Raw genomic sequence first — 12,965 nt, 5'->3', positions numbered from 1 at the left:
GTCACTGTGAAGGACTCTCATGATCGAACTGAAACACTTACGGACCCTACAGGCTCTGCGTAATACCGGCTCCCTGGCCGCCGCTGCCGCACAGCTTCATCAGACACAGTCTGCCCTTTCGCATCAGTTCAGCGATCTGGAACAGCGTCTGGGCTTTAAGCTGTTTGTTCGTAAAAGCCAGCCGCTGCGCTTTACCGCTCAGGGGGAGATCCTGCTACAGCTGGCAGAGCAGGTATTGCCGCAGATCCAGCAGGCACTGCAGGCCTGCCACGAACCGCATCAAACCACGCTGCGCATCGCCATCGAATGCCACAGCTGTATTCAGTGGCTAACGCCGGCGTTGGACAACTTCCGCTCCTATTTCCCGCAGGTGGTGATGGATTTCAAATCCGGCGTGACGTTCGATCCGCAACCGGCCTTGCAGCAAGGAGAACTGGATCTGGTGCTGACCTCAGACATCCTGCCGCGCAGCGGGCTGCACTACTCGCCGATGTTCGACTTTGAAGTCCGGCTGATCCTGGCCCCCGATCACCCGTTGGCCAATAAGCCGCACATTGAACCGGCAGACCTGAGCGATGAAGTGCTGATGATCTACCCGGTGCAGCGCCAACGGCTGGATATCTGGCGTCATTTCCTGCAACCGGCAGGCGTCAGCCCGGCGCTGAAAAACGTCGATAACACGCTTTTATTGATTCAAATGGTGTCAGCCCGGATGGGGATCGCCGCGTTACCGCACTGGGTGGTGGAGAGTTTTGAACGCCAGGGGCTGGTCGTCACCAAGACGCTTGGGGATGGCCTGTGGAGCCGGTTATATGCCGCCACCCGCGATGGCGAGCAGCGCCAGACTGTCACCGAAGCCTTTATCCGTTCGGCACGTCAGCACGCCTGCGATCACCTGCCGTTTGTGCGTGATGCCGCCAGGCCCAGCGCCAATATTGCAGGGGCCAAATCCTTAACGTCCTTGAGTTAACTGATTGGCGGACGGGGAGTCTAATTTTACACACACTCTGCACCATGCAAATTCGGCAAAAGCGGTTACAGTAATTTCATCGGGAACAATTCCCCCCTAGAAATTATCGGCTTTTCCGAGGCGCTTATGCGAACACTGCGTGGTTGTTATCAATGGTTCCTTCTCCTGGCGCTGTTAGCCAGCACAGCGTTATGGGCGGCCGAAGCGGTTGCTCCCTGGCCACACAGAGTGACCCTTTCCGGCACCTCCATGGAGCTGCACCAGCCGCAGCTCGACAGTTGGCAAGATAACCTGCTGAAAGGCCGCATGGTGGTCGCGGTGAAAACCGGCACCCTGACCGATGCCAAAGGTAAAAAACAGGACAAAATCAGCTACGGCGTCGCCTGGTTCAGCGCCCGCACTAGCACCGACAAGGAACAGCGGCAGGTCACGCTGGATAATCTCAAAGTTGAAAAGGTGAACTTCCCGACAGATAGCGCCAATCAACAGCATTATCTGGACCTATTGCGACAACTTCCGGCAAAAACCTTGCTGGTCAGTCTAGACCAACTGGAGTCCGATCTGGCCATTCAGGATCAGGCCCCACAACAGGGCGTGAAGGTAAACAACGCTCCGCCAAAAATCCTGTTCGCTTTCCAACCCGCCGCGCTGGTGTTACTTGATGGGCAACCCGCCTGGCAGGCTAGCGGGCAATCGGGTGTGGAACGCGCCATCAATACCCGCTCATTGCTGCTGAAAAAAGACGGCACGCTGTATATCTACTTTGCCAATCAATGGTATACCGCACCAGGCCTTGGCGGACCTTGGGCGCAAAAACTCACGGTGCCGGTAGAGCTGACCCAGGCTATGCAGGCCGCAGTGAAAAGTAAGCTGGTCACCACCGGGCCGCAGGAAAAAACGTCGGTCACCAAACCAGCGGAGATCACCGTCTCCACTGAGCCCGCAGAGTTGATCCAGATCGACGGCGATCCGCAGTTTATGCCGATTGACGGCACCCAGCTGTCTTACGTGGTCAATACGCCTTCAGACGTGTTTATCGATGCCCAGCAAAATAACAGCTGGTACGTGCTGGTGTCTGGCCGCTGGTTCCGTGCCGATTCCACCAACGGCCCATGGCAGTATGTTGCCGGTAGCGCTCTGCCCGCAGACTTTAGCAATATCCCTTCCGACAGCCCAAAAAGCGCGGTACTGGCCTCGATCCCAGGAACGCCGGAGGCTCGCGAGGCGCTGATCGCCAACTCGGTACCACAGACCGCCAAAGTGTCACGCAGCAAAGCGGCGCTACAGGTCCGTTATGATGGCGGCAGCGCCAAATTCAGATCGATCGACGGTACGCCGCTGCAATATGCCTGGAACACCGATGTGCCGGTGATCAAGGTAGACGGTAAGAGCTTCTTCGCAGTGAAAAACGGCGTATGGTTTGCCGCCACCGCACCGCAAGGCCCGTGGGTGGTTGCCACCAACGTCCCGGCGGTGATCTACACCATTCCAGCCAATTCTCCTTTGCATTACGTGACCTATGTTCGCGTCTACGGCAGCACCAACGAGGAGGTATACGTCGGTTATACGCCGGGCTATTACGGCACAGTGGCCAGCAATGGCGTAGTGGTGTATGGCACCGGATACCCTTGCAACGCCTGGGTTGGCAACGTCTGGTACAGCTGCCCGGCCACCTACGGTTACGGTAGCAGCTTTGCCTGGGACCCGGCGATCGGCTGGAGCTTTGGCTTTATCAGCGGCTGGATCTGGGGCAGTGCCTGGAGCCAACCTTGGTGGGGCCCCTGGTACGGTTACTACCCGCCCTATCATCCTGGCTACTGGGGTGGCGGCGTGTCGGTGTATAACGTCTATAACCACTGGGGGAACACCGTGGCGCAAGGCGTGCGCGCCGACTGGAGCAATCCGTGGAACGGCCATTACGGCAGCAACGTGCGCGGCAGTTTCTATAATAACGCCACCGGCGGTCACGGAGCCGGTTACGCCTGGCGTGATACCAACGGCAATAACGGCATCACCCACGCCGGTGCAGGCGGCGTACGTTTCAATCCGCAGACCGGCCGAGCGGTGGCAGCCAACGGGGCCGGGGCTTATAACCCGAATACCGGCAACGGCATCGCTGGGGGAGAGCGCAACAGCGTGAACACCAAGACCGGGCGCGTGACCCACAGCCAAAGCATCAGTGGCACCACGCCGCAGGGGGCGGGTAAGGTAGGCAGCTTTACCACCGCCGGGAAAAATGGCGTGGCGCAAGGCTCAGGTTACGTGCATTACAACAAGGAAACCGGCCAGGTGACACATGGTGGCGTGGTTAACGGCCCCGATCACGTCTACGCCGGGCGCGATGGCAATATCTATCAATACAACAACGGCAGTTGGCAACAGATGAACGCCAGCGGCAAATTTGTTAAAAGCCAGCCTCCGGCAGAGGTCAGCAGCGCCCAGCAGGCCCGCCAACGCGGCGATGAACGGCAGACCGAGCGGGCGCAAACCTTACAAACGCAACCGCGCCTGAGTCAGGAACAGCACCAGCAGGTGCAGCAGCGGTTACAACAAAGAACCCCTGCCCAGCAGGCACAACCACGCATTAATCAGCAACAGCATCAGCAGGTACAGCAACGGTTGCAACAAAGAGCGCCGGAACAGCATCATCAGTTCGACCGCAGTAACTATGAACCGCGTTTCCATGGGGGCATGGGGGGAAGAAGGTAGTCGTAGAACTCACAAGGGGCGCTGCATGCAGCGCCCCCTACGATAAGACATCCTGCGTTAATGGGTGCCTTTCGGCGCAACCCAGCGGCGATGGACCCATAGCGAAGCGACAATCACCGAGCCACCGATAATAAAGCTGGCCCAGTGCGGCTGCTGATGCCAAACAGCAAAATTAACCAGCAGGCCCGCGGGCACATGCATATTGTTCATGATGCCCAGCGTACCGGCATCCACCTGTGTCGCCCCGTAATTCCACATAAAGTAGCCCAGCCCGGAAGCCACCACACCCAGCCAGACCAAAATACCCCATTGCAGGTTGGTGGTTGGCAGTTGGTTCGGATTACCCCACAGGAACCAGGCGACCACCGCTACCGCCGCCGCGCCCAGATAGAACCAGGAAAATGCCGTATGCTGCGGCAACGGATGCACTTCCATCAGGCGTTTGTAACCCACCATGCCGATGGCGAAGCTGATATTCGCCGCCTGCACCAGCAGCAACCCCCACCAGAAGTGATCGCTCAATTGGTGGTAGCGGATAATCGCCGCCCCCAGCACGGCCAGCAACGCGCTGAACAGATAGCCCCAACGCAGACGGCGGCCGCTGATCAGATCGTAAATCAGCGTGATATACAGCGGCGTCAGCACCGTAAACAGCAGGAATTCCGACACGGTCAGATAGATAAAGGCACGGAAGCTGATCAGATACATGATGCCAAGCTGGAAGGCACCCACCAGCATATACAGCAGGATCACTTTCAGCTTGATATTGCGCCAGCGCAGGAACGGCAGAAACACCAGCGCCGCCAGCCCAACGCGCATCAGCACCGAGAACCAACTGTCGACATTGCCAGCCAGGTATTCGCCGATCAGGCTAAAAGAAAATGCCCATAAAATGGTGGTAATAACCAGAAGCAGCACGACAAGTTCACCCTAAAAGATCCGAAAGGGCGATTGTAGCGGAAGCAGAACAACAATGTGGCGCAAAGGAGGTTTACATTTGAGTATAAAATAAACTATCGAGCAATTTTGCCTGACTACGTTAGGCTTAAGACTACGGAGAGAACCGGAGGTAGAATATGAGACGTCAACTTATTATGGCCACCCTGCTGTGGCTGCCTTGCCTGGCTACGGCGGAAAACGGCGTCACTACGCTCAGCCAGCAACAGCAGTTTCTTAATCAACGCGACCAGCAGGCACAGCAACAGCGCATGCTGGACAATCAGCAGATGGAGCAGCGCCAGCAGCAGGGTTATCCGCTCAAGGCCAACCAGCCCAAAATGCTGCCCTATAACGGCAATAACAACCCGATGCAGCCGCAGATGACCACTGGCAAGATGCTGCAAAACGGCAATCAGCCGGTTAATCCCTTTAACCAGACTGCTCCGGTAATACCACAGGCGCCGCTCCCGGCTACACCCTTACCCCCATAATGGTGAGGATTAACGGGGTGGTGATCGCCGCCAGCGCGGTGGACATCACCAGACTGGTGGCCGCCGGGCCAGTCAGCACGTTAAATTGGCGTGACATCAGGTAGACGTTTACCCCCACGGCCATTGACCCCAGCAGTACCACCACGCGGGTCTCCATCGGGGGTAAATCCATTGACCAAGCCAGCAACCAGACCACCATCGGCTGGACGATCAGCTTGAGGAAGCAGATGGCGCTGCTCAGTTGCCAGCCTTCGCTGATACGATATTCCGCCAACCCCATGCCGAGCACCACCAGCGACAGCGGAGCCGCCACCTGGCCCAGCATGCTGACCGGTTGATCGACAAACACCGGCAGTGGCAGGCCGGTCAGGCTGAACAACGTGCCAGACAGGATGCCGATAATCAGCGGGTTGGTCAGCACGCTGCGCGCCGTTTTGATAAAGCCTTGCAGCGTGGGGGAGCCATTCCGTGCCCATTCAATGGAGATGGTCACCAGCGTCCACAGAATCAGGCCGTTAAATACCAGCACCAGAGCCACCGATGGGATGGCCTCCTCTCCCAGCATCACCGTGGCGATTGGCAGGCCAAGCATGACGTTATTGGAGAAAATACCGCCCAGAGCAAATACCGAACCCGAAACACCGTCCAGCTTGAAGATCCGCCGTGCGGCAATGCGGCCGATGACGAAGACGATCAGGCAACTGCCGAAGAAGGCGATCAGCAGGCGGGCATCCACCGCAGGACGCTGTGAGAAATCGCACATCATGCGAAACAGCATCGCGGGCAAGGCGAGGGAAAACACGAAACGGGTCATGCCATCGGTGATGGTCGCTGGCCACTTTCCCCAGCGGATAAGGCCATATCCCAGCACGATTAGCACAAATAACGGCAAAGACAGCACTATCTGGTGCCACAGCGAAACAATAAAGGCAGGCATCGTATCCCTTCCGATGGCGCGGCGGCAACGGGCTGACGTCGCTATGTTCTGGTTTAGTCAAAGTGAATGGCCCCTCACCCTAACCCTCTCCCACAGGGAGAGGGGACCGATCGAGCTCGCTGATTTTTCTGCGTAAGACCCTTACTCCCCACTTCCCGAAGCAGCACAACCTCATCAAATACTCCGGACTAGCTCCCTCTCCCTGTGGGAGAGGGTCGGGGTGAGGGGTCATCTTTATCTACTAAATTAACCGTTTAAAAATCCGGGCCGATCAAATCTATCCGGTCGGTGCAAATACAGTCAACGCCCCAATTCAACAATAAGCGCGCCCGCTCCGGCTTATTGACGGTATACACCAGAATACGCAGCCCAGCGTCTTTTAGCGCCGCGACACGCTCTGCGGTCAGTTCTTTATGATTAATATGCAGCGAGACACAGCCCAGACGCTCGGTCAGCTCACGCCAATTGTCATCCCACTTGTCCAGCAACAGGCCGCGCGGCAGTTCTGGGGCGGTCTGCTGTGCCGCTGCCAGGGCTTCCACCGAGAACGAAGAAAGCAGCGGATCGGTTTGCCCCTGCCACAGCATGCTGGCGGCAAACGCCACCACGCGGCCAGTTTCCTCGTCGCTGCCGGTGGTTGGCTTGATTTCAATGTTGGCCATCATGCCATGCTGCTTACAGCGCTCCGCCACATCCGACAGCAGCGGCAAACGCTCCCCTTTAAAGGCCGAGCTATACCAGTCACCGGCATCCAGCTCTACCAGCTTTTCCCATGGCAGTTCACCCGCCACACCCCAACCGTTGCTAGTGCGTTCGAGCGTGTCATCATGCAGCAGGAAGATCTGCCCGTCCTGCGCCAGTTTGGCGTCAAACTCAATCATCTTGTGGCCATGACGCGCGCCGACATCAATCGCCGCCAGGGTATTTTCCGGTGCCAGAGAACCGCCGCCGCGATGAGCGACAATATGGGGATAAGGCCAGGCTGTAGTCATCAATCCATCCGTGTTCCGCTGTGGGTAGCAAAAAAGTGCAGCGCCGACGCAGGCAGCTGTAAATATAGGGTACTGCCCGCAGGTGGCAGGGTTTCATGGCTCAGGCGGACGATCACGCCTGAACTCCCCCATTGGCCATGCGCCAGGTTATCGGCACCGAGCAGTTCCAGCGTTTGCAGTTCTAGCGGAATACCGCCCTGCTCGCGCGTACTCAGTTGAATATGCTCCGGTCGGATACCCAACGTCAACTCCTGTCCGCCCCACTGTGGCCGAGGTTCTGGCAGATCCAGCGCCATGCCACCGGCCAATTGCAGTTGCTTGCCGTCCGCACTCAGCGTGCCAGGCAACAAGTTCATCGCCGGGGAACCGATAAAGCTGGCGACAAACAGCGTCGCCGGGCGTTGATAAACCTCACTTGGCGTACCAATCTGCTCCGCCACGCCTTTATTCATCACGATCACCCGCTGCGCTAGCGTCATCGCTTCAACCTGATCGTGGGTAACATACAGGCTGGTGGTTTTCAGGCGGCGATGCAGCTGCTGCAATTCCAGGCGCATCTGGACACGCAATTTGGCGTCCAGGTTGGAGAGCGGTTCATCAAACAGAAACACCGCCGGTTCGCGCACAATCGCGCGCCCCATCGCCACCCGCTGGCGCTGACCACCGGAAAGCTCACGCGGTTTGCGTTGCAGCAGCGGTTCCAACTCCAGAATACGCGCGGCCTCTTCTACCCGCTGGCGGATGTGCTGTTTGCCAAAGCCACGGATTTTCAGGCCATAGGCCATGTTGTCGTACACGCTCATATGGGGATACAGCGCGTAGTTCTGGAACACCATGGCGATGCCGCGATCTTTCGGTTCCAGATCGGTCACGCGCTGGCTATCGATATAGATATCACCGCTGGTGGTGCGCTCCAGCCCGGCCACCATCCGCAGCAGCGTCGATTTGCCACAGCCGGAGGGGCCAACCATCACAATAAATTCGCCGTCAGCCACGTCGAGATCGATCTGCTTGATCACCGGCGTTTTGCCGTCGTAAGACTTGGTGACCGCCTGTAGTTTTAAACCTGCCATATTCGTTACTTCTCGCTATCAACCAGACCGCGCACAAACCAGCGCTGCATCAGAAGAACCACCGCCAACGGCGGGATCAAAGTCAAAATCATTGCCGCCATCACCTGATTCCACTGGGTTGGCGCGCCGGAGGTAGAGATCATGCTGCGGATCCCCGCTACCGCCGTGCTCATTGAGGCGTCACTGGTGACCAGGATCGGCCACAGGTACTGGTTCCAGCCGTAGATGAAGGTGATGACAAACAGCGCCGCCAGATTGGTTTTCGACAGCGGCAACACAATGTCCCAAAAGAAGCGCATCGGCCCGGCTCCGTCGATGCGTGCAGCCTCTAGCAGCTCATCCGGCAGGGTCATAAAGAACTGACGCAGCAGGAAGGTGGCCGTGGCCGATGCCATCAGGGGCAGCGTGAGGCCGGTGTAGCTATCCAGCAGGTTGAGGTTGGAGATCACTTCCACCGTCGGGAAGATACGCACCTCGACCGGCAGCATCAGCGTCATGAAAATCAGCCAGAAGAACAGGCTACGCAGCGGAAAACGGAAATAGACGATGGCATAGGCGGAAAGCACCGAGACCACGATCTTGCCGCAGGTGATCGCCAGCGCCATGATCACACTGTTGAGCAGCAGCATCGAGAACGGCACCTTGAGGGTACCCACACCGCCCTGCCAGATATGGCGGATGTTGTCCCAAAGGTGGCCTCCGGGTACCAGCGTCATAGGCACCTGGAACACCTGCTGATCGTCCAGCGTGGCGGCCACAAAGGCCACATATAGCGGAAACAGCACCACCAGCACGCCAACAATCAGCATCGTATGGCTGAAGATATCCAGCCCGCGTCGGTTCTCAATCATTGGTAACGCACCTTACGTTCGACAAAGCGGAACTGGATCACCGTCAGGCCAATCACCAGCAGCATCAGCACCACCGACTGCGCCGCTGAACTGGACAGATCCAGACCGGCAAAGCCTTCACGATAGATTTTGTACACCAGCGTGGTGGTCGACTGCACCGGCCCACCGCCGGTAGCGGCGTCGATCACCGGGAAGGTGTCGAAGAAGGCATACACCAGGTTGACCACCAGCAGGAAGAAGCTCACCGGCGTGATCAGCGGCAGCACCAGATTGAAGAAACGCCGCACCGGGCCTGCCCCGTCGATCGCCGCAGCTTCCACTAGGGAGCGCGGGATAGATTGCAACGCGGCCAGGAAAAACAGGAAGTTATAGCTGATCTGCTGCCAAACCGATGCCAGCACCACCAGGAACATCGCCTGCCCGCTGTTTTGCGCATGGTTCCAGTCGTAGCCGAAACCGGCGAGCACATGGGTGATCAGGCCCATGCCGGGGCTGAACAGGAAGATCCACAGCACCGCCGCTACCGCAGGGGCAACCGCATAGGGCAGGATCATCAAGGTCTGATAGAAACGGCTGCCGCGCAGCACATAGTCCACCAGCGCGGCAAAGAACAGCGAGACCAGCAGGCCAACACCGGCCACCAGGAAGCTGAACAACAGCGTGGTGTAGAAAGAGTCCAGGTAATACGGGTCCTGGAACAGCTGTGTGAAGTTGTCCAACCCGACAAACTGGCTGGAAAGGCCAAACGGATCGACGCTTTGTACCGAGTACCACAGCGCCTGACCGGCAGGCCACAGGAAGAAAACGACGGTGATCAGCAGTTGTGGCAGCACCAACACATAGGGCAGCCAGCTACAGCCGAAGCCGGGACGGGATGATGACATAGAGTTAACCGTTAAATGGGGATGAGGATCGGTAGCAGCCCCTCACCCCAGCCCTCTCCCAAAGGGCTGAGGAATCCCCAGAAAAATTGAGACGAGAAATAGGCTGTTTTTTGCCCAAAAACGGACTAAAAAACAGCCTCAAGCAGAAGAGAAGAAGTGGTTCGTCATTCTCTCACTGCCAATTTACGAACAAAATGGAACAGATTGATCGTAAAACACTCGCTCTAATTCTCTGAAACCACTAAGAAAAAATTAGTGGGGATTCCTCAGCCCAAAGGGAGAGGGAGTGGATCGATGTCGTTTGGCAAAAGAACGCCCAATCTGACGCTTACTTGGTGGAGGCCTCAAAGCGGCGCAGCAACACGTCACCGCGCTGTACGGCGGCATCCAGCGCCTGCTGTGGGGTTTTCTTATCGGTCCACACGCTTTCCAGCTCTTCATCCACCACGGTACGGATCTGCGGCATATTGCCCAGACGCAGCCCTTTGGTGAACGCCAACGGTGGTTTGTTCAGCATCTGGCGGGTGGCCACATCGGCCCCTGGGTTTTTGTCGTAGAAGCCCTGCTGCTTGGTCATTTCATAGGCGGCAGTGGTGATCGGCAAGTAGCCGGTCTTTTGATGCCATTCGGCGGCAATCTCAGGCTGGGCCAGATATTGCAGGAACTCCGCCACGCCTTTGTAGGTCGCCGCGTCTTTGCCGTTCATCACCCACAGGCTGGCCCCGCCGATAATGGCGTTCTGCGGTGCATTTTTGGCGTCAGCATCGTAAGGCATCATGCCCACGCCGAAATCAAACTTGGCGTATTTGCGGATACTGGCTAACGAGCCGGAAGAAGCAGTCGCCATGGCGCAGTCGCCGTTGTAGAACTTCTCGGTCGGTTCGTCCTTGCGGCCAAAGTAGGTGAAGTCACCCTTCTTGTTCATGTCTTGCAGGAACTGAATATGTTTAACCTGCAGCGGCTGGTTGAACTCCAGCTTGGCATTGGTGCCACCAAAGCCGTTGTTTTCACTGGCGAACGGCACGCCATGCCAGGCGCTGAAGTTCTCCAGTTGGATCCAACCCAACCAACCGCTGGTGTAGCCGCACTTCATGCCAGCCGCGCGCAATTTGGCGGCATCGGCCGCCAGTTCCTGCCAGGTTTTCGGTGGCTGATCCGGGTTCAAGCCCGCTTTCTTGAAGGCGTCTTTGTTGTAATACAGCACCGGGGTGGAGCTGTTGAAAGGCTGGGACAGCAGATGGCCGCTCTTGTTATCGGTGTAGTAACCGGCCACGGTCGGCACAAACACCGACTCATCGAACTTGATGCCCGACTCCTGGAACACCTGATACACCGGTTTGATCGCCTTGCTCGCCATCATGGTGGCGGTGCCCACTTCGTACACTTGCAGGATCGCCGGTGCCTTGCCGGAACGGTAAGCGGCAATGCCCGCCGCCAGGCTCTGTTCGTAGTTGCCTTTATAAACCGGGACGATCTTCACATCGCTGTGAGTTTGGTTGAAACGGTCTGCCAGAGAGTCGACTTCGGTACCCAATTCCCCTTCCATCGAATGCCAGAATGGGATCTCGGTGGCAGCTATTGCATGGCCGCTGACCGCCAGGGCCAAGGTAACGCACAACGTGGTTTTTTTAATCGCGTGAGCAAACATGCCTAACTCCTGAAAAAGCTGGTGTGATCAAAACGCGTGAGCGAAAAGAAACAGTTTTTGTTCGGATGCTAAACATGCCATGCGCGGATGACAGTAAAATAACTTTGGCGTGACAGCTAGATGACAGCGAGGTGAAGTGCAGATGGCGGTTTGATGTCGGCGGTAGGGAATTCACCCCACCGCCGCAGAGAGATTACAGCGAGCGACGCAGGCGGGCGACGGCCTCTTGCATCTGCTGTTCGGTTGCCGTGGCAAACGACAGACGGAAGGTAGAGCGATCCGGTTTGTCAGAGAAGAAGTATTCTCCCGGCACAAACACCACGCCCTGCTTCAGGGTGGTTTTCAGCCACTCGGTGGCATCGAATTGCTGACGGAAGCGCGCCCACAGGAACATGCCGCCTTTCGGCATATCAAAGCTGATCACATCACCCAGCTCTTTTTCCACCAACCCGGCCAGGATCTCGCCTTTGTGCTTGTAGGCCGCGCGGATCTTTTCGATCTGCGCCGGTAAACGATCCAGCCCCAGGTAACATTCGACGATGCTCTGCGACAGCGCGCTGGCATGCAGATCCGCCGCCTGCTTGATGATCGCCACTTTATGCAGCAGGAATGGCGGCAGGATGGCCCAACCCAGGCGCAGGCCCGGAGCCAGGATCTTCGAGAAGGTGGAGGTATAGATAATGTTTTCGGTATGGCCCAGCACCTGCTGCGAAACCTGATACAGCGTAGCATTACGCTCTTCGGTGAAGCGCAGCTCGCCGTAGGGGTCATCCTCGATAATCAGGAAATTATGCTCTACCGCCAGTTTCACTAACTGCTCACGGCGTGCGGCGCTCAGGGTCAGGCCGCTCGGGTTGCCGAAGTTCGGCACCACGTACACCCCTTTGATCTTCTGGGTTTTCAGCAGTTCAGCCAGTTCATCCACTACCATGCCGTCGCTGTCGGAAGAGACGGACATGACGTTGGCTTCCGCCAGTTCCAGCGTTTGCAGCGCCGCCAGATAGGTCGGGCGCTCTACCACAAACACATCACCAGGGTTAATCACCGCACGCATCACCAGATCTAACGCCTGCTGGGAGCCTGCGGTCACCACGATATCTTCCGGCTTGGCATTAACGCCACGCTGTGCGCATAGGGTACAGATGCCTTCACGCAGCAGTTCGCTGCCTTCGGTCAGCCCATATTGGAAAGCGCTTTTCGGTTGTTCGGTAATAGCCTGCTGGGTAGCAATGCTCAATCCTTCGAAGTCAAACAGCGCATCAGAGGGAATGCCACCCGCCAGCGAAATGACGTTTTCCATTTTGCTGTGCTTGAGCAATTCGCGGATTGCCGAGCTTTTGACCTTTACGATGCGCTGCGCGAGTAGTCCTTCTGTCTTCATTGCTTGTTCTCGTAATCGTTAAAATAGGGGCGCAACACGTTCTGGTACACCCTGATAGGCAGCCGGGTCGAACATGTTCGATCCCTACCG

11 protein-coding genes are annotated in these 12,965 nt (G+C 57.3%); 3 read left to right on the top strand and 8 right to left on the bottom strand.

Annotation, left to right across the window (positions count from 1 at the left end; genetic code table 11):
• Positions 1-19 precede the first annotated feature (19 nt).
• Together metR and WN53_RS09620 are read left to right on the top strand one after the other, a co-directional pair.
• On the top strand, positions 20-970 hold the full coding sequence (gene metR, locus WN53_RS09625; RefSeq protein WP_024484622.1) for an HTH-type transcriptional regulator MetR: 951 nt from the start codon (positions 20-22) through the stop codon (positions 968-970).
• 126 nt (positions 971-1,096) lie between these two features.
• Complete coding sequence (locus WN53_RS09620; RefSeq protein WP_158645276.1) at positions 1,097-3,679, top strand: hypothetical protein; 2,583 nt, start codon at positions 1,097-1,099, stop codon at positions 3,677-3,679.
• A 57-nt stretch (positions 3,680-3,736) separates the two neighbouring features.
• Here WN53_RS09620 and WN53_RS09615 read toward each other — a convergent pair whose 3' ends face one another.
• The gene (locus tag WN53_RS09615) at positions 3,737-4,597 is read right to left on the bottom strand and encodes a carboxylate/amino acid/amine transporter (RefSeq protein ID WP_024484623.1); all 861 of its coding nucleotides are present in this window, start codon (positions 4,595-4,597) and stop codon (positions 3,737-3,739) included.
• A 158-nt stretch (positions 4,598-4,755) separates the two neighbouring features.
• On the opposite strand from WN53_RS09615, the gene WN53_RS09610 reads away from it, so the two are divergent.
• Positions 4,756-5,109: a hypothetical protein gene (locus WN53_RS09610; protein ID WP_024484624.1), complete on the top strand. Its 354-nt coding sequence runs from the start codon at positions 4,756-4,758 to the stop codon at positions 5,107-5,109.
• On the opposite strand, the gene WN53_RS09605 is transcribed toward WN53_RS09610, so the two are convergent.
• The 7 genes from WN53_RS09605 to WN53_RS09575 all read right to left on the bottom strand — a co-directional run bounded on the left by WN53_RS09605 (position 5,090) and on the right by WN53_RS09575 (position 12,875).
• Positions 5,090-6,046, bottom strand: coding sequence for an AEC family transporter (locus tag WN53_RS09605; protein ID WP_024484625.1), 957 nt, complete (start codon positions 6,044-6,046; stop codon positions 5,090-5,092). The two genes, WN53_RS09610 and WN53_RS09605, sit on opposite strands and share 20 nt — an antisense overlap.
• 254 nt (positions 6,047-6,300) lie before the next feature.
• Entirely contained in the window at positions 6,301-7,038 is a 738-nt protein-coding gene (ugpQ, locus tag WN53_RS09600) for a glycerophosphodiester phosphodiesterase (protein ID WP_024484626.1), read from the bottom strand.
• Entirely contained in the window at positions 7,038-8,111 is a 1,074-nt protein-coding gene (locus tag WN53_RS09595) for a sn-glycerol-3-phosphate import ATP-binding protein UgpC (protein WP_024484627.1), read from the bottom strand. The genes ugpQ and WN53_RS09595 overlap by 1 nt, the downstream gene beginning before the upstream one ends.
• 5 nt (positions 8,112-8,116) lie before the next feature.
• A complete protein-coding gene (gene ugpE / locus WN53_RS09590) occupies positions 8,117-8,962 on the bottom strand; it encodes a sn-glycerol-3-phosphate ABC transporter permease UgpE (RefSeq protein ID WP_024484628.1) in 846 nt (281 codons plus the stop codon).
• Positions 8,959-9,846, bottom strand: a complete 888-nt coding sequence (ugpA, locus tag WN53_RS09585) for a sn-glycerol-3-phosphate ABC transporter permease UgpA (protein WP_021181493.1) — start codon at positions 9,844-9,846, stop codon at positions 8,959-8,961. Before ugpA ends, ugpE begins: the two co-directional genes overlap by 4 nt.
• A gap of 328 nt (positions 9,847-10,174) precedes the next feature.
• Positions 10,175-11,494 (bottom strand): sn-glycerol-3-phosphate ABC transporter substrate-binding protein UgpB, encoded by a 1,320-nt coding sequence (ugpB, locus tag WN53_RS09580; RefSeq protein ID WP_024484629.1) that lies wholly within the window; start codon positions 11,492-11,494, stop codon positions 10,175-10,177.
• Between the two features lie 193 nt (positions 11,495-11,687).
• The gene (locus WN53_RS09575) at positions 11,688-12,875 is read right to left on the bottom strand and encodes an aminotransferase-like domain-containing protein (RefSeq protein ID WP_024484630.1); all 1,188 of its coding nucleotides are present in this window, start codon (positions 12,873-12,875) and stop codon (positions 11,688-11,690) included.
• Positions 12,876-12,965 lie beyond the last annotated feature (90 nt).

The sequence above is a fragment of the Serratia fonticola genome, assembly GCF_001006005.1.
Taxonomy (GTDB): domain Bacteria; phylum Pseudomonadota; class Gammaproteobacteria; order Enterobacterales; family Enterobacteriaceae; genus Chania; species Chania fonticola.
This window is presented reverse-complemented; position numbering and strand designations above follow the sequence as displayed.

Bases quoted from the DNA above. Each gene is read 5' to 3' on its own strand.
- ugpE (WP_024484628.1), bottom strand. From the start codon at position 8,962: ATGATTGAGAACCGACGCGGGCTGGATATCTTCAGCCATACGATGCTG.
- WN53_RS09610 (WP_024484624.1), top strand. From the start codon at position 4,756: ATGAGACGTCAACTTATTATGGCCACCCTGCTGTGGCTGCCTTGCCTG.
- WN53_RS09595 (WP_024484627.1), bottom strand. From the start codon at position 8,111: ATGGCAGGTTTAAAACTACAGGCGGTCACCAAGTCTTACGACGGCAAA.
- WN53_RS09620 (WP_158645276.1), top strand. From the start codon at position 1,097: ATGCGAACACTGCGTGGTTGTTATCAATGGTTCCTTCTCCTGGCGCTG.
- WN53_RS09605 (WP_024484625.1), bottom strand. From the start codon at position 6,046: ATGCCTGCCTTTATTGTTTCGCTGTGGCACCAGATAGTGCTGTCTTTG.
- WN53_RS09575 (WP_024484630.1), bottom strand. From the start codon at position 12,875: ATGAAGACAGAAGGACTACTCGCGCAGCGCATCGTAAAGGTCAAAAGC.
- ugpA (WP_021181493.1), bottom strand. From the start codon at position 9,846: ATGTCATCATCCCGTCCCGGCTTCGGCTGTAGCTGGCTGCCCTATGTG.
- ugpB (WP_024484629.1), bottom strand. From the start codon at position 11,494: ATGTTTGCTCACGCGATTAAAAAAACCACGTTGTGCGTTACCTTGGCC.
- ugpQ (WP_024484626.1), bottom strand. From the start codon at position 7,038: ATGACTACAGCCTGGCCTTATCCCCATATTGTCGCTCATCGCGGCGGC.
- metR (WP_024484622.1), top strand. From the start codon at position 20: ATGATCGAACTGAAACACTTACGGACCCTACAGGCTCTGCGTAATACC.